Raw genomic sequence first — 21,550 nt, 5'->3', positions numbered from 1 at the left:
AGCGATTGCGCTGATAACTGGTGCGAATAAGCTGAAGTCAGTATCATGCGCGCTTATTTAGCGTAGGAAGTGAGCAATTGTGCGGGTTTTAGGACTGGAAACCTCCTGTGATGAAACAGGGGTGGCAATATATGACACTGAGCAGGGCTTGGTGGCCGAGGCTCTTTATAGTCAAATTGCCTTGCACGCAGAATATGGCGGCGTAGTGCCGGAACTGGCCTCGCGCGACCATGTACGCAAATTATTGCCCCTGATTCGCGAGGTGCTGACCAAAGCCGATATGCAGGGCTCAGATCTCGACGGTGTGGCATTTACTAAAGGCCCAGGCCTGGCGGGTGCGCTAATGGTGGGTGCCTGTGCGGGGCGTGCCATGGCCTACGGCTGGGGTGTGCCAGCTATTGGTGTGCATCACATGGAAGGTCACTTACTTGCGCCGATGCTGGAGACTGATGCCCCAGCGTTCCCCTTTATTGCCTTATTGGTCTCTGGTGGTCATACCCAGCTGGTGAGAGTAGACGGCATTGGCAGCTATACCTTATTAGGCGAATCTTTAGATGATGCCGCCGGTGAAGCCTTCGATAAGGCAGCCAAAATGCTGGAGCTGGGCTATCCCGGTGGGCCGCAGGTGGCGAAGGCTGCCGAGCGTGGGCGTGTGGGGCATTACACTTTTCCCCGTCCCATGGTGAATCGCCCCGGTCTGGATTTTAGTTTTAGTGGTTTAAAAACCTTTACGCTGAACACGGTCACTGCCAGTCGAGCAGCGGGCACCTATAATTCCCAAGATCAGGCCGATATCGCCGCGGCATTTCAAGAGGCGGTGGTCGCCACCTTGGTGATTAAATGCCATCGTGCGCTAGAGCAAGAGAATTTGAAGACCTTGGTCATTGCCGGCGGTGTTAGTGCCAATACCGTGTTACGGGCGCGCCTGGCAGAAAAATTAGCCAAAACGGGTGGTCGTGTGTACTACCCTAGGTCTGAATTCTGTACCGACAATGGCGCTATGATCGCCTATGCAGGTCACTGTCGATTAGCGGCGGGCCAGCATGAAGGCCTTGGTGTGACTATTCGCCCGCGCTGGCCGATGACTGAGTTAGATGCCGTCTAATTTTTAAATTTTCATAATTAGTTGTAGCGCGCAGACCTAGCGAGAAACGCCATGGATATTGTTTATATAAGTGAATTAAAAGTCGATACCGTTATCGGTATTTTTGATTGGGAACGTGCGCACCGGCAGGTAGTGATATTAAGTGTGGAGCTGGGTACCGATATTCGCGCGGCTGCCGAGCACGACGATATTAGCAAAACACTGAATTACAAAGCGGTGACTGAAGCCTTATTTGGATTTGTGCGCGACAGCGAGTTCCGGTTGATTGAAACACTTGCCGAACGGTGTGCGGCGCTAATAATGGCCGAGTTTAATGTGCCCTGGCTGCGCTTAAGTATCACCAAGCCCGGGGCAATGCGTCAGGCCAAGGATGTGGGGGTGGTTATTGAGCGCGGGACGCCGCTGTCGCCAATAATCGGCTCTCGGCTTGGTAATGCGAATGGCTGAGGTGTTTTTGGGCCTGGGCAGTAATATTCAGCGCTACCGGCATATGGTGAAAGCGCTAGATGCCCTTGCTGAGCTGTTTGCGCCGCTGCGCTTGTCGCCGGTTTACGAGAGTGAGTCGGTGGGCTTTCGCGGTAGTTTGTTTTTAAATATGGTGGTGAGCTTTGATACCGATATGGCTTTGGCGCCCTTGATTGATTTGCTGCGTGAGATCGAAGTTCGCCTCGGTCGTGTGCCCGGCGCGCCTAAGTTCAGCCCTCGCACCTTAGACATTGATATTCTCAGCTACGATAATCTCTGCGGTAATTTTGCTGGCATTGAACTGCCCCGCGACGAAGTGACCTACAACGCCTTTGTGCTGCGGCCACTGAGCGAATTGGCGCCGGATCACTGTCACCCAGTGAGCGGCAAAACCTATCGCGAATTATGGGCGGGCTATGTCAGTGAGCAGAAACTGTGGCCGGTCGAGTTTTGCTGGCCGTCATAAGCTTCGGCTAGAACTCCCTGTTAAAAGCCTCGGCGACCACCTTGCCAAAATTGCTAAAAAGGTATATTTTTTATACCTATGTATTCATTCGAATTTGACCCAAAGAAGAGCAAATCCAACTTCGAGAAGCATGGCATTGACTTTGTTGATGCCCAAGCTATCTGGCAGGATACTGATTTTATTGAAATTATGGCTAAATCAGATGATGAGCCAAGAGCTTTGGTGGTCGGCATGATCGACGGGAAGCATTTGTCTGCCATTATTACTTACCGTACGGACAGGATTAGGATCATCTCCGTTCGGCGGTCCCGAAATTCTGAGGTGGTACTTTATGAAAGCTAAATCGCTGGATAAGAAGTTCGACGATAATCAATCGGATGTTATCGATGAGCTTGATCTTTCATCTATCAAGCGTCCCAATCAAATGCAGAAACGGGTTAACGTAGATTTTCCCACCTGGATGATTGAGTCACTTGATAAAGAGGCGTCGCGCCTAGGGGTTACTCGTCAGTCCATAATTAAAGTATGGCTTGCTGAACGTTTAGAGCAATCAACGTTGAGCAAGCAAATGCAGCCTACGCGAAAAGCGCGGGGCTGATTTGGGCGTTAAAACCCCCCGCTAGTTTGCGCCGGTAATTGCCCGCAATGCTGCCAAGCGTTGCTCGCGCAGAGCAGCGCCAAGTTCCGCCCCCTTGTAGCCTTGGCTCATTAATTCCCCAGCGCTAATGGCGCTCAATTGCTCGCCAGCATCCCCTAGCATCGCCAGTCGGGTCTCGCTGGGCTGGAGTAGCTGGGCAATGGCGATAAAATTAGCTAGCTGTTCGGGGCGACGAGCGTAATCAAATTGTTCCAAAACCTTTAGCCATTCTTCCGCCGACTCCATCGCAGGGAGTGGGGTGGTTGCCGCGCAGCGTTCCGCTAGCCAACTTGCGCTATTGCTGGCGCGCAGATTTTGGCACAGGGTTTTGCAGCTGCTGGCATCGAGATTGCTGCAGCTAATGGCAAAGCGCTGGTCTAGTGACAGCGCCTGCGCGGCGGCGGTATCGATCAGGGTTAATAACGCCGGCGTGAACGATGCTGCCCATTCAGGAAAGAGTGCGGCGAGGGCGTCGCAGTTGAGCAGCACCTCGAAAAAACTCGCAGGATTTTGTTCTCCCAGGGCCTTGCTTAGCTCTACCCAAATTCGTTCTGGGGCGATGGTGGCCAGCTCGCCGTTACGGCTCATGCTGCGCATTAAGGCCATAGTCTCCTCGGCGACCGTAAAGCCGCGATGGGCGTAACGGGCAGTAAAACGCGCGACTCGCAAAATACGCAGGGGATCTTCGGCAAAGGCGGGCGACACGTGACGCAGCAGTTTAGCGTCGAGATCGCGTTGGCCGTGATAGGGGTCGATAATCGCCTTATCTTCGTCTTGGGCTATGGCATTAATCGTCAGATCGCGACGGCTGAGGTCTTCCTCTAAGGTGATGTCTGGGCTGAAATCGCAGACAAAACCGTGATAGCCGGGCCCGCTTTTACGCTCGGTGCGGGCGAGAGCGTATTCTTCTTTAGATTTGGGGTGCAGGAACACCGGGAAATCCTTGCCCACTTGCTGGTAGCCGAGTGCTAGCAAATCTTCGGGGCGGGCACCCACTACCACCCAGTCACGCTCGTGATAAGGGTAGTCGAGTAATTGATCGCGAACTGCGCCGCCGACGAGGTAGGTTTTCATTGTTTAAAGGGTCTTAGTGGGTTTGTGCGAGGAGTATAGCAAAAGCGGGAGACGCTGGACGGGAGACGGTAAACGCTTGTTTTGCATCTCCCGTCTCCCGTCAAGCGTTTAGCATGCGCACCGATGCAACTCCCCGCTATCCATATCCAACATCGTCATTTCTCGTCCCCACACGCAGCCGCTGTCTAGGGCAATAATATCATCGCGCCCAGTTTGGCATTCCAGTGCCGCCCAGTGACCGAATATAAGGGTTTCGCTGCGGGTATTTGGTTCCTGCCACTCAAACCACGGGCGGTAGCCTTGGGGGATGTCGGCTGGGGCGCCTTTAAATTGTAATTCCAGTTCGCCCTCGGCATTGCTAAGGCGCATGCGGGTGAGGTGGTTGGTGATGGCGCGCAGGCGGACTAGGCCGCTTAAATTGTCGTCCCAGCGGTTTGGTTCATCGCCGTACATCTCCTTAAAAAAATCGTCAGCCTGCGCGCTTTGTAAAACGGCTTCGATCTCACGGCTCAGACTCAGGGCTTGTTCGCTGCTCCACGCAGCGGGAATGCCTGCGTGGCTCATTAGGTAGCGGCCGTCGTCGGAGCGCAGTACCAACGCTTGTTGTTGCAGCCAGTCCATGAGTTCGCCGCAGTCGGGGGCATTAAGTAGCGCTTCGAGCGTGGGGTGACGGCCGCGGTCAGTAGCGCCGCGGGCCAGCGCAAGGCAGTGCAGGTCGTGATTGCCGAGGGTAATACGCAGGCTATTGCGAATGCTGTAGAGGTAACGCAGAGTTTCAAGTGAGTCGGGACCGCGGTTGACGAGGTCACCAACTAGCCAGAGCTGATCGTGTTCGGCTTGAAAGCCGACCTCGTTGAGCAGACATTGCAGGGGTTTTAAACAGCCTTGTAAATCCCCTACAGCATATCTGCCCACGATCTTTGCTCCGTCTATGCTGTTTAGTGCAGCGCCGAGGGCCGGACTAGTGAAAATATGCCGATGGGTGCAATAAAGGGCCGACCGGAGGCGCTGATCATTTCGTAACTGCCTTCCATGGTGCCCACGGCGGTTTCTATCACGGCGCCAGAGGTGTAACTAAACGACTGGCCGGGTTCGATAAGTGGCTGCTTGCCAATAACGCCTTCGCCCTGTACTTCTTGAACTTGATTTGCGCCATCAGTAATTATCCAGTGGCGATTGATCAGGCGCACGGCCTCTTCACCCGTATTGCGGATGGTGATGGTGTAGGCGAAGGCAAAGCGCTGTTCTTCCGGCACCGATTGGTCTGGCAGAAATTGGCTTTCTACCTGAATGTCGACAGGGGCTGAATCTGGCATTTCTTACTCCGCAATATCATTTTCTTGTGCGTCACCAACGGCGTTGGCAATCGCAACATAGCTTTCTAGGCTAACGTTTTCTGGTCTAATACCTGGGTCTAAGCCCAGTGCCTCCAGGCCCTCGCTACTGATTAAGCCCTTAAGGGTATTACGCAAGGTCTTGCGACGTTGATTAAAGGCGTCGCGAACGACTCGTTGTAATAGTTTAACGTCTTTGGCCGGAAAGGGAGGCTGAGTATAGGGTGTTAGCCGAACGATGGCGGATTGTACCTTAGGTTGGGGGGAAAAGGCTTCGGGTGGCACATCAAAGAGCGATTCAATTGCACAATAGTATTGCGCCATAATACTAAGGCGACCGTAGGTTTTACTGCCGGGGCCAGCAGCGAGCCGCTCGACCACTTCTTTTTGTAGCATAAAGTGCATGTCGCTGATGCAGTCGTGGGCGCTAAGCAAATGGAATATGAGCGGGGTAGAAATATTGTAGGGCAGATTGCCCACCACCCGCAGCTTTTCTGTGCCCGCTAGTGCGCCAATATCAAATTTTAGGGCATCGCCTTCGTGAATGCGGAAGTTGTCGTGACTAGAAAATTTATCCGTCAAAATTTGCACGAGATCGCGGTCGATCTCAATAACGTCGAGCTGGCAATCGGTATCGAGGATCGTGGCGGTAATTGCCCCTTGGCCAGGGCCGATTTCCAGTAAGCGCTGACCCGCTAGCGGTGAAACCGCGCGTACGATGCCGCGAATGATGCCTTGGTCGTGAAGAAAGTTTTGGCCGAAGCGTTTGCGCGCCCGGTGTGGAGCTGGGGATTGCATTAAAGGTGTTTCCTGCTGTGCTGAGTCATTTCAATAGCACTGTTGAGTGCGGCGTTAAAACTGCCGACGTCGGCCGAGCCGCTTCCGGCGAGGTCGAGTGCGGTGCCGTGGTCTACCGAGGTGCGAATAATGGGTAGGCCGAGAGTGATGTTCACTGCGCGACCAAAGCCTTGGTACTTAAGTACCGGCAGGCCTTGGTCGTGGTACATGGCCAATACCGCGTCACAGTTGGCTAAATGCCGGGGTGTGAAGGCGGTGTCGGCGGGCATGGGACCTTCGAGCAGCCAGCCGCGCTGGCGCAGGGCGTCGAGGCAAGGGATGATAGTGTCAATTTCTTCTCTGCCCATATGCCCGCCTTCACCGGCATGGGGGTTTAGGCCAAGCACTAATATACGAGGGCGCTCACAGCCGAATTGGCTTTGCAGGCTGTGGTGCAGTATCTCGGTCACGCGCTGTAACGTGGCGGTGGTGATCGCAGCGGGAACGGCGCTCAAGGGCAGGTGGGTGGTAACTAACGCGACGCGCAATTGCTCGGTGGCGAGCATCATGACGACTTTGTCGGCAGCGCAGCGCTCTTCAAGAAATTCAGTGTGACCACTAAAGGCGATACCAGCGTCGTTGATTACGGATTTTTGCACAGGGCCGGTGACCAGTGCCTGACATTGCTTGTTTAAACAGGCGTCGGTAGCTTGGCGCAGGGTTTCTAATACGTAGGCGGCGTTGGCGGTGTTGAGTTGCCCAGCTTGCACTGGGCTGTGCAGGGCAATATCGACGACTTTTAGCTGGCCGCTACGGTGAGCTTGAGCGGGCGCGTCAAGGTCACAGGGCAGGCATTGCAGGGGCAGGCCAATGGCGGCGGCGCGTTGCATTAGCAGCGCCGGATCGGCAAAGGCTACGAGTTCGGCGTCGTAGTTTTCTTGCGCAAGCTTAACGAGGAGTTCTGGGCCGACCCCGGCAGGTTCGCCGGGGGTGATAGCAATGCGGCTTGGCATCAAATTTTGATGTCGACAAAGGCCTCGCTGCGAATTTTGCGCAGCCAGATGTCCAGTTCGTCGGCATATTTGCGTTCGTGGATGATATTGCGAGCAATTTGCTTGCGCATTTCTTTGGTTACATCCTGATTGCGGCGCTCAATGACTTTAATAATATGCCAGCCGTAGTCTGATGCAATGGGTTCATGAACTTCACCCGGTGCGGTTTCATCCATGGCTTTCTGAAATTCTGGTACGAGTTGGCCGGGGGTGGTCCAGCCGAGGTCACCGCCTTCTTGGGCGGAGCCGATGTCTTCAGAGTACTCTTTGGCAAGGTCGCGGAAGGATTCGCCATTGAGAATGCGCTGGCGCAATTCTTTAGCAAGGGCAACGGTTTGCGCTTCGCTGCGGATTGCGGATGGTTTGAGCAAGATGTGGCTGGCACGAGTTTGCTTGACCATTTGCTTTACACCGCGGCTCTCCAGTAACTGGATAATATGATAGCCGCTAGCACTTTGAATTGGGTCTGAAACGTCGAGGTCGTTCATCTTGGCGGCAACGTCGGTAAACAGCGACGGCAGTTCAGTGCTTTTGCGCCAGCCTAGGTCGCTGATGCTAATCGCGTCGTTGGCGTTGTCGATATTTTTACCCGCGCGCATTTTGGCGCTCAGAGCTTTCGCTCTGGCTTCGGCTTGTTGGCGCTGGGCCGGGCTGGCGTCGGAGTCAACCGGAATAAGTACGTGTGAAAAGTGGTATTCCGGCGCGGTCCGCTGGCGGCCTTCCTCGGATTTTAGGAAGCTTTGGATTTCTTGGTCGCTGATTTGAATGCGCTGGCTAACATTGCCCATTTGCACGCGTTGGAGAATCATTTCCTTGGCGATTTGCTCGCGCACCGCGAGATACGAGGCGCCACTGGCAGTAAGCGCCTGCTGGAACTGGGCTAGGGTCAGGTTGTTGCCTGCGGCAATTCTGGCTACTGCGGCATTGAGTTCTTCGTCTTCAATGCGCACGCCGTAGCGGTTGGCAAGCTGTAGCTGGATATTTTCTAAAATGAGCAAATCCAGAACTTCTTTGCGAAGCTGCTCCGGTGGCGGCCCTTCTTTACCAGAGCGCTCAATATTTGCCGTAATACTGTCTATACGGGTATCGAGTTCACTGGCCAGAATGATGTCGTCATCGACAATGGCGACAATTTTATCCAGCCATTTGGTCTCAGCTTGAGCCAGGGGCGCTAAAACAATCATTAGCGTGGCAGTTAAGGTTTTGAGTAAACGCATATTATTCATCAGATAGGTAGCCAAAAATACTTTCCTTAAGAACACTGGTTACTGCGGTGCCAAGCCCACCCAGTCCTTTCAATTGAAATTCAATGAGCACCGCCGAGTTGTTGTCGGTGCCACTGGTGTTAGACCCGCTATTGTCGTCGGGTTCCAGCGCGCGTTGATAAACCACTCTGCTCAGCCAGCAACAGTTTTGATACTCGGCGCCAATCAAGTTTTCAACAGGGCGGTTGTCTTCAAAATCGTATTGAGTCTTGGCAAACAGTTTCCACTGACTGTTTAGCGGCAGACTTACGGAGGCGTCGCCCTGCTTGATATTGTTTTCCAGTCCGCCAAATTCATTACCTTCGCGGCGGAAGGTGTAGCCAATATTGAACAGCGCGCCATTGTCGCCGCGCTGATGGTAGCCCAGATTGCTCTGATTAAGCACCCCTTGCCGTGCATCATACAGAAGATCAACGCTGAACCAACGATTGTCATCAGGTAAAAGGCGAAATTGGGCGGCAAAGTCAGAGTTACTGCTTTTGCGAATATCGTCTCCGGGCAGCTGAACCTTGCCGTCGTCAAAATAATGGAGCTGGCCGACGCTGGCGGTTAATACTTCACGCCCTGCAGCATTGTTAATAAAGCGGCTGCTGATGCCGAGGGCGACCTGATTGGCGTCGTCGAGACGGTCGTGCCCGGTAAAGCGGGTGTCGCGAAATAATTGCTGGTAGGTAAAGGTTAGCGCGGCGCTGTCAAAGTCGGGTTGATCGCTCTGCTCTTCGTGTTCCGAATAGCGGTAAAATAAGCGCGGCTCTAAGGTTTGGGTCCAAGCTTGGTCGCTGATACTTAGCTCGCGCTCGAAATACAAGCCGCTATCAACGCTGAACAAAGCGCTGCTGGCGCTGGGGCTGGCGTCAATGCCAGCAAGTTGCGCGTCTTCAAGCTCATAGTTGACCATTCGGCTTTTTACCGCGGGCTCAATGAACCCCCAGCGCCAGCGCATAGGGAAGCTGGTGCCGGCGGTTGCGTAGACCCGCTCGCCGGTAACCTTGGTGCCGCCCTCGCGCAAGCTATCGCGGTGGTCAAACTGGGTGTATTCGAACTCGATAATGGGTTCGAGCTGGAAGTTTTTTGCGGGAGACTGATAATTTAAACGTAGCTGGGGCAGCTTCTGGTATGGATCTTCTACCACCGCGATTGTCTGATAGCGCTGCACCTCTAAGCGGCCGCGCCAGTTGTCTGAGGTATAGTTCAATGCGCCCTGTTGATTCAGGTGGGTGCTGCGTTTAATCGCCAAGTTAGCGAGGCCAAGATCAGAGAAATAGTCGATGTCGCTGACCTTGGTATAGTCAATTTCCGTTCCCCACTGCTCGCTGACAAACCCTTCTTCTTTAACGTCGATCAGCCAGCGATCAATGTTCTCGCTTTGGTCGTTTGGCAAGTAGCTACTGCTGACGGCCCATTCACTGTAGCGATTTAGGTACCGGAATTCGGTTTCTAGCGCTTCACCACGATTTTCGATAAATCGTGGTGCAATAATCGCGTCGTAATTTGGCGCAAGGTTCAGGTAGTAAGGCGTAGAAATGTCCAAGCTGTTACTGGCGAGACCAATAGATGGGAATAAAAAGCCAGTGGCCCGGCGATCATCTACCGGGAAGTTTAGATAGGGGCTGTAAAACACGGGAACGTCATAAACGCGAATGCTGGTGCCCCGGGCGACGCCTCGGCCACTGTCGTAGTCTAGGACAATGCTGTCGGCGTGGAGTGACCATGTTTCATTGTCGGGGGTGCACTGAGTGTAGCTGGCACCGTCCATTTCAAAGCGGCTGTAATCGGGTCTTGCAATGCGCTCAGCGGTGCCCCGGGCGCCGGTTTGGAAGCTTAAGATTTCAGCTTGTTGTAGTTCGCCTAAGCCGCGATTAGTGTCAATTTGGGCGAATTGGCCGCGAAGCAGTATGCCCGGTTGACGTAAGACGACATTGTCGCGGAGTAACACCGTGCTATTGCTGCGATTGTACTGGGCATAGCCAGCATCTAAGCTGAGATCGCCTTTGCGCAATTGCACGTCGCCGGTCATGGTGGCTTTGGCGCCGATGGACTCGATGGTGTCGGCGGAGACGTTGAGGGGCGCGCTTAGGGGCGTGATGCCAGCGCCGTCCCAGTTTCTGGCGGGCTCAATAAACCGCCCCTGACAGCCGGGGGTGAGACCGCAGCGTGCCGTTTTGGTCAAATGACTATTGGGTACCCAGTGCCAATGCTGGTAATAGGCGGGCAAATTGCTGATGTCACCGCTGAGCGCCGCATTGCTGGTATCGCCACAAGTTTCAGACGTCGTATTCTGCGCTAAAGCGGCGCTACTGGCCGTGGCGATAAGGGCGAGAGTAAGTAGGCGAAGCACTGGCATCGGTTAATGGTTTTATTTTGGCGATGGAGCCCGGATTGGCGAAGGTGGATAATAAAGCATTCTCTGCTAGGATGCCCGCCTGAGAGTATAAAAGGCCAGAAATTCTGGCTTTTAACGGAATAAAAATGGATCACATATTGAAAGAATTACACAGTTGGTGTCTGCAGCAACTGTCGCTCAGTCCTGCGGATGCGGCAAATGTCTTGGCAGTGGTGTCTGGCGACGCCAGTTTTCGCCGTTATTATCGATTGCAGCTTAATGACGGCGGCAGTGTGATTGCGGTGCACGCGCCGCCAGATAAAGAAGATAACTTGGCGTTTGCGACCGTGCAGGCTCTATTGCACAAACATGTTGCCAGAGTGCCGGCGTTGTTGGGCTGGGACAAGCCGCGAGGCTTCTTATTGCAAGAAGATTTTGGCGACCAGTTGCTGTTGCCATTACTGGTGAGCAGTGCAGCGGCAGATCATTACTATAAACAAGCCTTTGGCGTGATGTTGGCCATGCAGCGCATACCGAGTGAACAGCACAGTTTGCCCGCGTACGATGAAGCGCGGCTAACTACTGAAATGAAGCTGTTCCCCGAGTGGTTTGTGGGCGGTCTGCTGGGTTATCAGCTCGATAGCGCCGAGCGTGTGATGCTCGATGCGGTGTTTTCCCTGTTGAGCCAGCGCGCGCTTGCTCAGCCCCAGGTCTTGGTTCATCGGGATTTTCACAGCCGCAATTTAATGGTGTTGGCTGATGAACGTCTGGGCATGATTGATTTTCAAGATGCCGTGGTCGGCCCTATTAGTTACGATTTGGTGTCGCTGATCCGCGATTGCTATATCAGTTGGCCAGAAGAGTTGGTGGATGATTGGATTAGCGTGTATCGCCGCATGGCAATGCAAGCGGGCCTGCTGGCGGGGCGCTCTGAAGCAGAGTTTTGCCAAGATGTGGACTGGATGGGCTTACAGCGCCACATCAAGGTGCTTGGTATATTTGCCCGTTTGAATTTGCGCGACGGTAAGTCTGGGTATCTTGCTGATTTGCCGCTGGTGTTGGAATACACCTTGAGCATCGCCAGTCGCTACCCGGAGTTTGATGAGTTTTTGGCGTGGTTTGACAGTAAGTTAATGCCGCTAATCTGTCAGCAAAGCTGGTTTAAGGACGCTGACTAAATGAAAGCCATGATCTTGGCCGCAGGGCTGGGGACGCGGATGCGGCCGCTGACCGATCACTGCCCTAAGCCGCTGTTGCGGGCTGGCGGTCGTCCGCTCATTGATTTTCATTTGGCCAAACTGGCCGCCGCAGGCGTGAGTGAGGTGGTGGTGAATTGTTCCTGGCTCGCCGACCAAGTTCAAGACTACCTTGGTTCCGCCAACGGCTATGGTCTTCGCATTCACTTGTCCAGAGAAGAGCAGCCGCTGGAAACCGCCGGGGGCATCGTCCAAGCCTTGCCTTACTTAGACAGTGACGACGACGCGCCATTTTTATTGGTCAACGGCGATGTTTGGACGGATTTTGATTTTAGCCGCCTATTAAACTGTCGGCCGCAAGCGGCGCATCTCGTGCTGATTGAAAATCCGCCTCATCACCCTAGTGGTGATTTTGCGCTGACCGACGCTGGCTTGGTGACTGAGGACGACCTTGGGCCCCGCCATACTTTTTCGGGTATTAGCGTATGGCGCCCGTCGATGTTTCGGGGCTTGACCCAAGGGCAGCGCGCCTTAAAACCGCTTATGCAGAGCGCGATAGCCAGTGGCGGTCTCAGCGGTGAATTGTTTCAAGGTCATTGGTGGGATATCGGTACGCCCCAGCGATTGGCTGATCTCGACGACTTTTTAAGTGCGTCGCCTAGGCCTGCTGATTCAGCGCCGAAAGTGCCGTAAAATACCGATTATGTACTTATAGATACCGTAATGGTTTGCGCATTAAACTAGCGCCTCAATTTTTCAGGAAACTAAAATGGCAGATTACTGGATAGCCCCATCGATATTATCGGCAAACTTCGCTTGTTTAGGCGCGGAAGTTGACGCGGTGCTGGAGGCTGGTGCGGATATTGTTCACTTTGATGTAATGGATAATCACTATGTGCCGAATCTGACTATTGGGCCCATGGTGTGCAAGGCCTTGCGCAAGCACGGTGTGAAAGCGCCAATTGATGTGCATTTGATGGTTTCGCCAGTTGATCGCATGATTGCCGATTTTGCTGAAGCGGGCGCAAGTATCATTACTTTTCACCCTGATGCCACAACCCATGTTGATCGCTCGCTGCAGATGATCCGCGATGCTGGCTGTAAGGCGGGCTTGGTGTTGAATCCTGCGGTTGGTCCTGACGTATTGAAATATGTCATGGATAAGCTCGATATGATTTTGCTGATGTCGGTGAACCCTGGCTTTGGTGGACAGAGCTTTATTCCCTCGACCCTCGACAAAATTAAAGAAGTGCGGGCGTTGATCGACGCCTCTGGTCGGGATATTCGCCTTGAAGTGGATGGCGGTATCTCGGCTAAAAATATTGCTCAAGTGGCGGCCGCAGGGGCAGATACCTTTGTGGCTGGCTCAGCAATTTTTAATGGTGGCGACTACAGTGAAACGATTGAAAAAATGCGGAACGAATTGGCTGGCGTATGAGTGCATTACAAGATCTTTTAGATGGTCGTGAGTTACAGGCCATTTTATTTGATTTGGATGGCACGCTTATCGACAGTGTGCCGGATTTGGCCGCGGCGCTAGACGCAAGTTTGGAGCAACTCAATTATGTGCCTGCCGGTGTTGGTCGGGTGCGGGGTTGGGTCGGTAATGGCGCCCGCAAGCTGGTACAGCGCGGCTTGGCCTTTGCGCTTGAGGTGCCTGAGCAATCGTTAGACGCCGCCTTGGTCGATCAGTTGCTTGCGGTGTTTTTTGAACACTATGGCAAGCAGACGTGTGAGCAAACCGTGCTTTACCCTGGCGTGCGTGAGGCCTTAAGGCATTGGCAGGCCAAGGGTATTAAAATGGCTTGTGTGACTAATAAGCCTGCCAGATTCAGTCAGCCTATTCTTGCCCACTTTGGCCTGGAAGAGCTGATGCCGGTCTTGGTCGGCGGTGACACCTTGGCAGTGCGTAAACCCGATCCCGCGCCATTGTTTTTGGCGTGCCAGCAGCTAGGGGTGCCGCTTGCCAATACCGTGATGGTTGGGGATTCCGTGAATGATGTCGCGGCGGCGCGGGCGGCGGGTATGCCCGTTGCGTGTGTGAGTTATGGTTACAATCACGGTGCGCCGGTAGCAGACGCCGAGCCAGATCTATTGGTAGATCGTTTTCTTGATCTTCGCGGTAACGTCCGCTGAGCTAGCTAGCCCCACCCTTGGTCACCGTTTGGAATGCTGTCCGCTCGTTGCTGCGGCCAGCGTCCTCCCTCTTAAACTATTTGCTTCTTCTTGGCCGTAAATGCCCTATGCGGTTGGTTGCCTGGTAAATTTATTCCTCGCTTCTGTATTTTGCTGGCATTTGTGGCTGATCTTCTCATTTAGGTTTTGTGGGAGGAATATACCCAACGACACAATGCGGTTAATTGTAACGTAATAGGTTTTGGCGCAAGTTTTGATTAATATTAACCAATTGATAATAAAGGATTTATATTTATTTCGACGCATTTGTTGACGATGTGTCAATTTTTCTGTGGATATAAGTGTGTATTTTGGTATCATAACTATTGTTATTAGAATTTGTGCTTTGTAGCGCGAGGTGTATCTGATGAAGAAGTTAATATTAGGCAGCGTATTGGCTGCTTTGGCATTTGTGTCATTGAATAGTTATGCGAACTGCGCACTGGCTGCGGTAATGAATCCGCCGAGTTTACCTGAGGTAAGCGCAAGCGCAGTTGAAGATATGCCAAACCTGAAATTTGCCGTTGAGGAATACCTTGACCGCGCATCACAAGGATTGGAAGTTTGTGAGGGTTACTCTGACGATTTTGTCTACAACGCGGCGGTAGCGCGGTTAGAAGAAACGGCAGATCACTATAACCAGCTAGTTCGTTACCACAAACAGTTACAGGTTTCTGCGAAGTAAATTTTTACCCACCCTTTAGGTCTTTTTTGGGCGTATTGCTGTAATGGCGGTACGCCTTTTTTATGTCTGCGAGAAACCCTTGTTCAGGGTTTAATGACTTGCCGGGCTGCGCAAAAAATCTGCAGCGTAATTTATTACATGAAATATCAAGCTCTGCTCGTTACTGCCACTAACAAGCGCGGCGCCTGGGCCACGGGCGTAAATGGCCACATCTTCGCCAGAGTGGGTTTCGGCAGAAAGGGGGATTAGGGCTTCTTGGTGAAAGCCGCTGGTTTCGGTGTCGATATCCTCTAGGTTGTGGCGGCCAGCCTGTATTTCTTGTTGGTATGCGGTATCAGCATTGTTGTCGGTGCCTAGGTTTTGAAATCCCCGGCCATTGCTATAGCTCAATGTGGTGTAGGGCATGCCATCGGCGGCCAGCGTCGGAGTATCACTGCCAACGCCTACCACTTTCCCTAAAATAGGGTTGCCACGCTTGGGGTAACCACTAAAGCTGAAGACGTGACCGTGGTCTGCGGTCACTATAATTAAAGTGTCGTCGGAATTGCTAAATGTCATGGCAGTCGCGACGGCATCTGCGAAGGCAATGGTTTCATTTAAGGCGTTATAGGCATTGCCAGCGTGGTGGGCATGATCGATGCGACCGCCCTCGACCATAAGAAAATACCCGCTGGGGTTCTGGCTTAGTCGCGTTATTGCGGCGGCGGTCATTGCTTGTAGCGAGGGTTCACCGCCGTTGCTGGTGTCGCGGTTTGACTCATACTGCATATGCGTTGGATTAAACAAACCCAAAATCTTGCCTGTTGCGTTTGGTTTAATTGCCTGTAAATCAGCTGCATTTTGGAGGTAGTTGCCATCGCGGTACTGCCGTTGCCACTCCTGGATTAAATTGCGGCCATCCTGCCGATGACCTTCGCCACTGGCGTCGGTTTTATCGATAAACGCACGTCGACCACCGCCCATTACCACCTCAATGCCGTCGACGTCGGCGCCGGGAATACGGGCTTCTAGATTTTTTTCAAAATCGATTAATTGGCTGGCGATATCTTTACAGCCCGCCGCTTTTGCGGCGTCAGGTAGGTCACTGTCGGCCTCCCAGTCGCGATCAGCTGTTTTGGCATAGGTTGCGGCGGGGGTGGCGTGGGTAATTCTGGCGGTGGAGATAATACCCGTCGCTTTACCGGCTAGCTCAGCTAACTCCAAGGCGCTGATCACTTCATTTCCCGCAAGGCTTTGGCAGTTGCCGGGAATGACGTTTTCATCGACACCGAGCACCCCGGCATCGGTTTTTAGGCCCGATACAATGGCGGTCATGGTGCCAGCGGAATCGGGGGTCTGTGAATCGACATTGTAGGTTTTAGCTAAACCGGTGTAGGGGAACGACTCAAAACTCAGCGCGTATTCCTCGCCGCTTTGACCTAAGCGCTGTCCGGCGAGAATTCGCGCGGCGGTGATCGTGGCGATACTCATACCGTCGCCTAAAAATAAAATAATATTACGCGCCTTGCCGCGCTCAGCTTCGCCTAGGGGTTTGCTGGCAACGGTGCTTGCGGCGTCAAGATACCATTGGTTTTGTAGAGTATTGGCAATTAATGGCGCGCTGCTTTGGTGTGTGAGCAGCGCTGTACTTTGGGCTTTACTTGGTGTGACGGACGGCGATATTTTGCCGTCGCTGCAAGCTGCTAGCATGAGTGTGGCTACGCTCGCTGCTAGCGCTATTGTTAATGTGTTGTATTTGCGCGTCATTGTTGCCCCTGAGTTCTGTGCAGTCATTGGCCACTATCTAATTATTTTGTACTTAACGGAAGCGCTGTGTTCTTTATTTTTTCCTCGTTTGTCCATTGCAAGCGAATGTCCCACTGCACGGCTTTATCTCCTGGAAGTACTGGCGTCGTTTCGGGATCAATTTCCTTATGCACATTTGTTACCGGCTTTAAATTGGCGTCACGACCATGAATAAAATCTTGGTCGGCAACAATGCTCATATAAGCCTTATTCAAATCTAGCGCGCGGCGTAGCGACGGCGTAATAAGCTGGTACACATCCAGTCCCTGTACCGCTGTAGTATTAAGGCTGCCATCAGCATTAAAAAAGCGTTGGCGAATTTCATTGTTTTCTCTAAATTCATTACCGCCGCCGACGGTACGCAAATAATGGGCAATTTCGCCTTCATTCGCATTTGGGGTGTCTACATTTGGGGCGTCGGGCATGCCGACTAAGTCGATATAGGACCAACCCTCGGCGCCAGTCACCTTGCGAGCAAAGGCAAAGGTTTGATCGATAGTCGAGCCGATAGTGGTATGGCAGCCCATACAAAACAATTGCTCCTCATCGCTTTGTTTGCGCAGCTGACCTTGTTGGTTTTCAATAAATCCCAATAACATCCAGCCAAAACTATTATCGGTGCCTTGGTCGCCACGATGAATAAATTGCGGTAGCAGGCCTTCGACTTTCTCTTGATATTCGTTGCCGTATTTGGACACCAAGTGATTTGGATTGTAGTAGTCATATTTGCGCATATAGCGCAGTTCTTTCATGCGCGGGGGTAGGCCAATGGCGCCGCTCTTATCGATGCCGACGTACCGCACCGAGTGTAAAAATTCGGTGCCAAGAGGGTAGAGCATGGGGCTAAGGACTTCGTCAGCGGCACCGCCAATATAGTGGCTTGGGCGGTGCAACGTTTGGATGATACCTAATTTTCCGTCGGCATTTAGGTCCTGACACACTGCGTTTTCATCAATATCGGGTAGCGAAATTTGATCGAGATCTTTAATCGCCATTTCTAAAATCGAGAGATTGGCCAGATAGGCGTCTCGGGATTCTGGGCTGTTTTGACAGGACGATTGCCGGAATTTAGCCGGTAGGCGAATCATCACATCGTCGGTAGAACCATTGGTGGGCCAAAAAGTACTGGGTAGTGGTTTGTAATTAAAGGCAACCCAGTGACTGCCGTCTTTGGCGATGCCGTGGTGGTCGAAGGCCGCCGCGCCTAGGTGCAAATTTTTAATCTCGGGAATGGGGCCCTGCCAATCCGTCGTGTTTTTTAGTTGATCAATTAATGGGCTGTAATTGTCGGTGTAAAGATAATCGATAACCTGTTGGTCGCTGATCTCAGCCATTGTTTGCCGACGATCTTCAAATAAATTTTGCCAATGGTTGCTTAGGCCCAAATCAGAAAAGGCATACACGCTTTGCAAATTGCTGTCGTTCATAGTGTTGGGGCGGCTGCGGTAGGGGTAGCTCTGGTGGCAGGTCATGCAGGGGTTGTATTGCCCTTCGTGCTTGGTATAGCACTGGGGGGGAATCACTGCCTCGGCATTGTAGAGGGTGTCGCTCGGTGGTAGGCGTAATATCCCCTGACTACCGGCCGCAATTGTTCGGGGAAATTTGAGCTGTGTTAGCACGCTAGCATCTGTTGCCACTGGTTCGTGCTGTACTGCATTTAGCTTGTCTTTAGGCGATGCGTCACAGGCGGCTAAAATGAAAAGAAAAATAAGAATGAGCGCTTTCATGGATTCCTTACCAATAAAAAAAGAGGGCGGATAAATCCGCCCTCTAAACTGCTGTAACACGCGGGTTTTACAGAGCGGGGTCTTCAAACAACCAAATAATATTGTTTTGGTGATTACCGGTGTCTTCACCGATTAATACTCGGCCATCGTCGAGAACCACCAGATTATCGGGGTTGGATATGTTATTTATGTTACAGCGGTTGGTGCTGCGGCTGCCGTCGTAGGGGCCGCCAACAATCGCCGGTGAGAGGGTCTTGATATCGACTAAGCCTGCACTGTTTTTGACCAGTTTCATTCGGTAAACCGCGCCACATTTGCCGTGAGTGCCGTCTAGCTGAATTGCGCCGCTGCTATCTGACATGGTGCTCGTGGTGTCGGACATGGCCATATACATATAGGCTTGTTTGCCATCGGCGGCGCCGTTATTCCACCAACTATCGGCAAGACCGAAGTTGATATTAACGCCTTCCATTTTATTGAACTCGGCAGTTGCACCCATTGCTGCGGCTGCTTTGCGGCTCTCAAGAAAACCAATACGGTCGTCAGTAAACGGATTGCTGGCCACCGTGCCGCTAGTGTCGAGGTCGGCGTTCAATTTTGACTCGGCGTAGTCATTGATTTGCTGTGTGGTAATTTGCTTGGCATCGGCTAAAGTGCCGTTAAAGCTAGCGATAGCCGCTTCGATGGTGGCTTCATTACCCGTGGCGATATTAATCCACTCAATGGCGAAAGCGGCTTCAGCAGGGTCCTTAACACCGGCAGATTGCGTAGCTTTAGCTGCGTAGAGTGAACCTGAGCTCATGTCGCTGGGGTTGTCTGCTACAAACTTAAACAATACGGTGCCGCTGCCGTCATCGCTTAAGAACACAGTGCGTAAATCTGGCATGACTACCGCGTTCTCGTGGGAGAAGCGGCCCATGAGTTCTAGCTTGTTCATGGTGACATTGGCCACGTCAGCAGCGGCAACAGTGCCGCCGGTGCCAATTTCTACGATATAACCGTAGTCGTAGGGATTGCCCCAGTTACCACTGCCGTCGGTTGGGAAACCGCGATATTCGGCAATGGATTTGGCTTCGTTGTTGGTGGCGCTATACCAGTTGGCGGTGTTGTCAAAATACAGCTCTTCAGATGTTAATGGCGTGCCCCAGGGGCTCAATGTGCCAAAGCAGTTAACCCACGTGCCTTTAACAGACGAGAAATCTAACATTCCCTCCTGAGTAACCGCATAGGTACTGCTCAGTTTGATGCGGCTCATGCCGCCGGGTCGATCTTCCCAGTTGGAATACAGAAAGTAACCGGTGCCGCCATCAGAAACCGCCGCGTTAAAGTCGGGGTCGTTAGAGCTTTTTAATACCGTGCTGCCATCTGCCGCAACGATGTCGCCCATTTGTTTGCCGCTGGCGAGGTCATCGTTTTGCTGCGCCAGTACCATGTAGGTACCGGCGGCGCTGAGTACTCGCTCTTTATCGGCGGTGGTAATAGGGAAGTCCATGGCGGCGACATTGCCGAGATTATTTACATCGACATTCATAAATGCGCCGATGGTGCCCTTATCAATAGTCTTGCCGTCGACATCCATGGTGGTGTTGGAGCCGCTTGGGTGCTGGATGTTGCTGAACAACACGCCGTCGCTATTAACGAACAAGCCGGTAAACTCCGCACCCAATGGCGCTGAGGCAAAACGCTTTAGGGCTGCACCTTCTAGGCCGTCCTTGCCATCATTTCCATTTGCGCCGGGTGCACCAGCTGATCCTGGCGCGCCAGCCGAACCTGGGTTGCCAGCGGCGCCGTCTACACCGGCGGGGCCGCGGTCACCATCGTCACCGCCACAAGCGCTCAGGCCCGCTGCGAGAATGCTCGCTATAGAGAGTTGTAATAATGCCCTTTTCATAATTATTCCCGTCGTTGGTGGGTAGGAGATATTTAAAACCGCATCAGTGTAGGTGGGGGCTGTTACAGAATAGGGACGATAAAATGTCAGTATTAGTGCGTTTTTATGACAAGGCGCTCAGCCAAAACATGAGCGACTCAATATGGTGCGTCCATCCTTATTTGGTGCACTAATTTGCACTTATTGGATGCCTTATTTGCCTTTAAATTACCGTTAATGTATTAATAATGGGCCATTACGGTGTTTGGCATGTAATGTGTATAGTGTTTTGTGTCCGCACTCTTGGTGGCATTGGACACGACACAAAAAATGGAAAGCTAGGGTTCCGGTTGCGACTATTTCTATAGGTAAAGCAACGACTGGTCCGAGAGCTTTCGACCTTCAGAGTACGTGGCTAGGCTGCAAGAAGGTTACACGGCGGGACAAAAGCCCGGGAGACGAACGGCGATATGCGCCAGGAGTGCTCTATGAAACCGTGTGAAACCTCTGGAGGTTCAACGATGAAGCGACTTTCCGCTTTACTGCTTACACTCACATTTTCTTCGTTTTCTGCTGCAGCTACCGATAGCTTTAAGGTGTGTTGGTCAATTTATGTGGGTTGGATGCCTTGGGGCTATGCCGCCGAGCAGAAGATCATGGATAAGTGGGCTAAAAAGTACGACCTCGATATCGAAGTGGTACAAATCAACGATTACATCGAATCCATTAACCAATACACCACGGGCGAATTTGCCGCCTGCGCCATGACCAATATGGATGCCCTCACCATTCCTGCTGCTGGCGGCGTCGATAGCACGGCCCTGATTGTTGGCGACTTCTCTAACGGCAATGACGGTGTGGTCTTAAAAGGCTCCGACAAACTCAAAGACATTAAAGGTCAGCGCGTAAATTTGGTTGAGCTGAGCGTTTCTCACTACCTGCTCGCTCGCGGTTTAGAGAGCGTGGGCATGAGCGAGTCAGACGTTACCGTGGTAAACACCTCCGACGCTGATATGGTCGCGGTATTCCCCACCGACGGGGTTACGTCGGTGGCAACGTGGAATCCACTGCTTAGCGAAATTACCAGCATGCCAGGAGCGAATAAGGTTTTTGATTCCTCGCAAATTCCAGGTGAAATAATCGACTTAATGGTTATTAACACCGAGGTCTTGAAAGCCAATCCGAAATTGGGCAAAGCATTGACCGGCGCATGGTATGAAATCATGGCCACCATGAGCGCCAAGGATAAAACCGGAATTGCAGCGCGCACTACCATGGGTGTGGCATCGGGCACCGATTTAGCCGGTTACGAAGCCCAGTTGGCGAGTACCCAAATGTTTTACACGCCCGCAGAAGCAGTTGCCTTTACCAAGAGTGCGGCCTTAAAAACCACCATGAAGAATGTGGCGGAATTTTCCTTTGCCCACGGCTTGCTAGGTGACGGTGCACCCGACGCTGGCTTTATCGGCATTGAAACCCCATCTGGTGTTTATGGTAACAAAGCCAATATCAAACTCCGTTTTGACCCCAGCTATATGCAAATGGCGGCAGACGGCAAACTGTAAATCTCGCGTTTGACGAGATCACCCTCCAACAACAGGGAGGGAGACTAAG

Annotated in this window: 21 protein-coding genes and 1 riboswitch; of the genes, 11 read left to right on the top strand and 10 right to left on the bottom strand. The window is 52.5% G+C overall.

Translation table 11 applies throughout. The annotated features are described in order from the left end of the window. Positions 1-79 precede the first annotated feature (79 nt). The 5 genes from tsaD to brnA all read left to right on the top strand — a co-directional run bounded on the left by tsaD (position 80) and on the right by brnA (position 2,634). Positions 80-1,105 (top strand): tRNA (adenosine(37)-N6)-threonylcarbamoyltransferase complex transferase subunit TsaD, encoded by a 1,026-nt coding sequence (gene tsaD / locus AZF00_RS13740; RefSeq protein WP_062384059.1) that lies wholly within the window; start codon positions 80-82, stop codon positions 1,103-1,105. 51 nt (positions 1,106-1,156) lie between these two features. After that, the gene (gene folB, locus AZF00_RS13735) at positions 1,157-1,552 is read left to right on the top strand and encodes a dihydroneopterin aldolase (RefSeq protein WP_062384057.1); all 396 of its coding nucleotides are present in this window, start codon (positions 1,157-1,159) and stop codon (positions 1,550-1,552) included. Continuing rightward, the gene (gene folK, locus AZF00_RS13730) at positions 1,545-2,036 is read left to right on the top strand and encodes a 2-amino-4-hydroxy-6-hydroxymethyldihydropteridine diphosphokinase (RefSeq protein ID WP_062384054.1); all 492 of its coding nucleotides are present in this window, start codon (positions 1,545-1,547) and stop codon (positions 2,034-2,036) included. Before folB ends, folK begins: the two co-directional genes overlap by 8 nt. Positions 2,037-2,114: 78 nt before the next feature. Then, the gene (locus AZF00_RS13725; protein ID WP_062384052.1) at positions 2,115-2,378 is read left to right on the top strand and encodes a BrnT family toxin; all 264 of its coding nucleotides are present in this window, start codon (positions 2,115-2,117) and stop codon (positions 2,376-2,378) included. After that, a complete protein-coding gene (brnA, locus tag AZF00_RS13720) occupies positions 2,368-2,634 on the top strand; it encodes a type II toxin-antitoxin system BrnA family antitoxin (protein WP_062384049.1) in 267 nt (88 codons plus the stop codon). Before AZF00_RS13725 ends, brnA begins: the two co-directional genes overlap by 11 nt. 21 nt (positions 2,635-2,655) lie before the next feature. On the opposite strand, the gene AZF00_RS13715 is transcribed toward brnA, so the two are convergent. From AZF00_RS13715 to AZF00_RS13685, 7 genes are all read right to left on the bottom strand, one after another. Continuing rightward, the gene (locus tag AZF00_RS13715; protein ID WP_062384042.1) at positions 2,656-3,747 is read right to left on the bottom strand and encodes a tRNA nucleotidyltransferase/poly(A) polymerase-related protein; all 1,092 of its coding nucleotides are present in this window, start codon (positions 3,745-3,747) and stop codon (positions 2,656-2,658) included. A 108-nt stretch (positions 3,748-3,855) separates the two neighbouring features. Continuing rightward, positions 3,856-4,662 (bottom strand): symmetrical bis(5'-nucleosyl)-tetraphosphatase, encoded by an 807-nt coding sequence (locus tag AZF00_RS13710; protein ID WP_062384039.1) that lies wholly within the window; start codon positions 4,660-4,662, stop codon positions 3,856-3,858. A 23-nt stretch (positions 4,663-4,685) separates the two neighbouring features. After that, a complete protein-coding gene (apaG, locus tag AZF00_RS13705; RefSeq protein WP_008248451.1) occupies positions 4,686-5,063 on the bottom strand; it encodes a Co2+/Mg2+ efflux facilitator ApaG/CorD in 378 nt (125 codons plus the stop codon). Positions 5,064-5,066: 3 nt separating this feature from the next. Continuing rightward, positions 5,067-5,879 carry a 16S rRNA (adenine(1518)-N(6)/adenine(1519)-N(6))-dimethyltransferase RsmA gene (gene rsmA, locus AZF00_RS13700; protein WP_062384037.1) on the bottom strand — a complete coding sequence of 271 codons (813 nt, stop codon included), beginning with the start codon at positions 5,877-5,879 and terminating at the stop codon, positions 5,067-5,069. Further along, a complete protein-coding gene (gene pdxA, locus AZF00_RS13695; protein WP_062384034.1) occupies positions 5,879-6,871 on the bottom strand; it encodes a 4-hydroxythreonine-4-phosphate dehydrogenase PdxA in 993 nt (330 codons plus the stop codon). Before pdxA ends, rsmA begins: the two co-directional genes overlap by 1 nt. Further along, positions 6,871-8,151, bottom strand: a complete 1,281-nt coding sequence (locus AZF00_RS13690) for a peptidylprolyl isomerase (protein WP_008248457.1) — start codon at positions 8,149-8,151, stop codon at positions 6,871-6,873. The genes pdxA and AZF00_RS13690 overlap by 1 nt, the downstream gene beginning before the upstream one ends. Continuing rightward, positions 8,129-10,519 carry an LPS-assembly protein LptD gene (locus tag AZF00_RS13685; protein ID WP_062384030.1) on the bottom strand — a complete coding sequence of 797 codons (2,391 nt, stop codon included), beginning with the start codon at positions 10,517-10,519 and terminating at the stop codon, positions 8,129-8,131. Before AZF00_RS13685 ends, AZF00_RS13690 begins: the two co-directional genes overlap by 23 nt. 125 nt (positions 10,520-10,644) lie before the next feature. Between AZF00_RS13685 and AZF00_RS13680 the strand changes: the two genes are divergently transcribed. From AZF00_RS13680 to AZF00_RS13660, 5 genes are all read left to right on the top strand, one after another. Next, the gene (locus AZF00_RS13680; RefSeq protein ID WP_082793680.1) at positions 10,645-11,676 is read left to right on the top strand and encodes an aminoglycoside phosphotransferase family protein; all 1,032 of its coding nucleotides are present in this window, start codon (positions 10,645-10,647) and stop codon (positions 11,674-11,676) included. Beyond that, entirely contained in the window at positions 11,677-12,387 is a 711-nt protein-coding gene (gene murU, locus AZF00_RS13675; RefSeq protein ID WP_062384028.1) for an N-acetylmuramate alpha-1-phosphate uridylyltransferase MurU, read from the top strand. A 76-nt stretch (positions 12,388-12,463) separates the two neighbouring features. Beyond that, positions 12,464-13,132 carry a ribulose-phosphate 3-epimerase gene (gene rpe, locus AZF00_RS13670; RefSeq protein WP_008248464.1) on the top strand — a complete coding sequence of 223 codons (669 nt, stop codon included), beginning with the start codon at positions 12,464-12,466 and terminating at the stop codon, positions 13,130-13,132. After that, the gene (locus AZF00_RS13665; RefSeq protein WP_062384026.1) at positions 13,129-13,830 is read left to right on the top strand and encodes a phosphoglycolate phosphatase; all 702 of its coding nucleotides are present in this window, start codon (positions 13,129-13,131) and stop codon (positions 13,828-13,830) included. Before rpe ends, AZF00_RS13665 begins: the two co-directional genes overlap by 4 nt. A gap of 406 nt (positions 13,831-14,236) precedes the next feature. Beyond that, positions 14,237-14,554 carry a hypothetical protein gene (locus AZF00_RS13660; protein ID WP_008248468.1) on the top strand — a complete coding sequence of 106 codons (318 nt, stop codon included), beginning with the start codon at positions 14,237-14,239 and terminating at the stop codon, positions 14,552-14,554. A gap of 90 nt (positions 14,555-14,644) precedes the next feature. Here the strand turns inward: AZF00_RS13660 and AZF00_RS13655 are convergent, their stop codons facing one another. The 3 genes from AZF00_RS13655 to AZF00_RS13645 form a co-directional block, all read right to left on the bottom strand. Beyond that, positions 14,645-16,300 (bottom strand): alkaline phosphatase family protein, encoded by a 1,656-nt coding sequence (locus tag AZF00_RS13655; protein ID WP_082793679.1) that lies wholly within the window; start codon positions 16,298-16,300, stop codon positions 14,645-14,647. Positions 16,301-16,341: 41 nt separating this feature from the next. Then, positions 16,342-18,066, bottom strand: a complete 1,725-nt coding sequence (locus tag AZF00_RS13650) for an Aq_1262 family (lipo)protein (protein WP_008248471.1) — start codon at positions 18,064-18,066, stop codon at positions 16,342-16,344. Between the two features lie 67 nt (positions 18,067-18,133). Then, positions 18,134-19,957 (bottom strand): alkaline phosphatase PhoX, encoded by a 1,824-nt coding sequence (locus tag AZF00_RS13645; RefSeq protein WP_008248475.1) that lies wholly within the window; start codon positions 19,955-19,957, stop codon positions 18,134-18,136. A gap of 306 nt (positions 19,958-20,263) precedes the next feature. Further along, a riboswitch (guanidine-I (ykkC/yxkD leader) is annotated at positions 20,264-20,396 on the top strand. A gap of 61 nt (positions 20,397-20,457) precedes the next feature. Between AZF00_RS13645 and AZF00_RS13640 the strand changes: the two genes are divergently transcribed. After that, positions 20,458-21,501: a putative urea ABC transporter substrate-binding protein gene (locus AZF00_RS13640; RefSeq protein ID WP_008248476.1), complete on the top strand. Its 1,044-nt coding sequence runs from the start codon at positions 20,458-20,460 to the stop codon at positions 21,499-21,501. Positions 21,502-21,550: the final 49 nt, after the last annotated feature.

The organism is Zhongshania aliphaticivorans, from assembly GCF_001586255.1.
GTDB classification, from domain to species: Bacteria; Pseudomonadota; Gammaproteobacteria; order Pseudomonadales; family Spongiibacteraceae; genus Spongiibacter; species Spongiibacter aliphaticivorans.
The sequence above is the reverse complement of the archived record's forward strand: the minus strand, read 5'-3'. Positions and strand labels throughout refer to the sequence as shown.

What these genes read in the sequence shown, in the direction of transcription:
- folB (WP_062384057.1), top strand. Translation starts at nt 1,157, where the DNA reads ATGGATATTGTTTATATAAGTGAATTAAAAGTCGATACCGTTATCGGT.
- AZF00_RS13645 (WP_008248475.1), bottom strand. Translation starts at nt 19,957, where the DNA reads ATGAAAAGGGCATTATTACAACTCTCTATAGCGAGCATTCTCGCAGCG.
- AZF00_RS13665 (WP_062384026.1), top strand. Translation starts at nt 13,129, where the DNA reads ATGAGTGCATTACAAGATCTTTTAGATGGTCGTGAGTTACAGGCCATT.
- AZF00_RS13655 (WP_082793679.1), bottom strand. Translation starts at nt 16,300, where the DNA reads ATGACGCGCAAATACAACACATTAACAATAGCGCTAGCAGCGAGCGTA.
- rsmA (WP_062384037.1), bottom strand. Translation starts at nt 5,879, where the DNA reads ATGCAATCCCCAGCTCCACACCGGGCGCGCAAACGCTTCGGCCAAAAC.
- AZF00_RS13680 (WP_082793680.1), top strand. Translation starts at nt 10,645, where the DNA reads ATGGATCACATATTGAAAGAATTACACAGTTGGTGTCTGCAGCAACTG.
- pdxA (WP_062384034.1), bottom strand. Translation starts at nt 6,871, where the DNA reads ATGCCAAGCCGCATTGCTATCACCCCCGGCGAACCTGCCGGGGTCGGC.
- AZF00_RS13660 (WP_008248468.1), top strand. Translation starts at nt 14,237, where the DNA reads ATGAAGAAGTTAATATTAGGCAGCGTATTGGCTGCTTTGGCATTTGTG.
- murU (WP_062384028.1), top strand. Translation starts at nt 11,677, where the DNA reads ATGAAAGCCATGATCTTGGCCGCAGGGCTGGGGACGCGGATGCGGCCG.
- AZF00_RS13725 (WP_062384052.1), top strand. Translation starts at nt 2,115, where the DNA reads ATGTATTCATTCGAATTTGACCCAAAGAAGAGCAAATCCAACTTCGAG.
- folK (WP_062384054.1), top strand. Translation starts at nt 1,545, where the DNA reads ATGGCTGAGGTGTTTTTGGGCCTGGGCAGTAATATTCAGCGCTACCGG.
- apaG (WP_008248451.1), bottom strand. Translation starts at nt 5,063, where the DNA reads ATGCCAGATTCAGCCCCTGTCGACATTCAGGTAGAAAGCCAATTTCTG.
- rpe (WP_008248464.1), top strand. Translation starts at nt 12,464, where the DNA reads ATGGCAGATTACTGGATAGCCCCATCGATATTATCGGCAAACTTCGCT.
- AZF00_RS13640 (WP_008248476.1), top strand. Translation starts at nt 20,458, where the DNA reads ATGAAGCGACTTTCCGCTTTACTGCTTACACTCACATTTTCTTCGTTT.
- AZF00_RS13685 (WP_062384030.1), bottom strand. Translation starts at nt 10,519, where the DNA reads ATGCCAGTGCTTCGCCTACTTACTCTCGCCCTTATCGCCACGGCCAGT.
- AZF00_RS13715 (WP_062384042.1), bottom strand. Translation starts at nt 3,747, where the DNA reads ATGAAAACCTACCTCGTCGGCGGCGCAGTTCGCGATCAATTACTCGAC.
- AZF00_RS13650 (WP_008248471.1), bottom strand. Translation starts at nt 18,066, where the DNA reads ATGAAAGCGCTCATTCTTATTTTTCTTTTCATTTTAGCCGCCTGTGAC.
- brnA (WP_062384049.1), top strand. Translation starts at nt 2,368, where the DNA reads ATGAAAGCTAAATCGCTGGATAAGAAGTTCGACGATAATCAATCGGAT.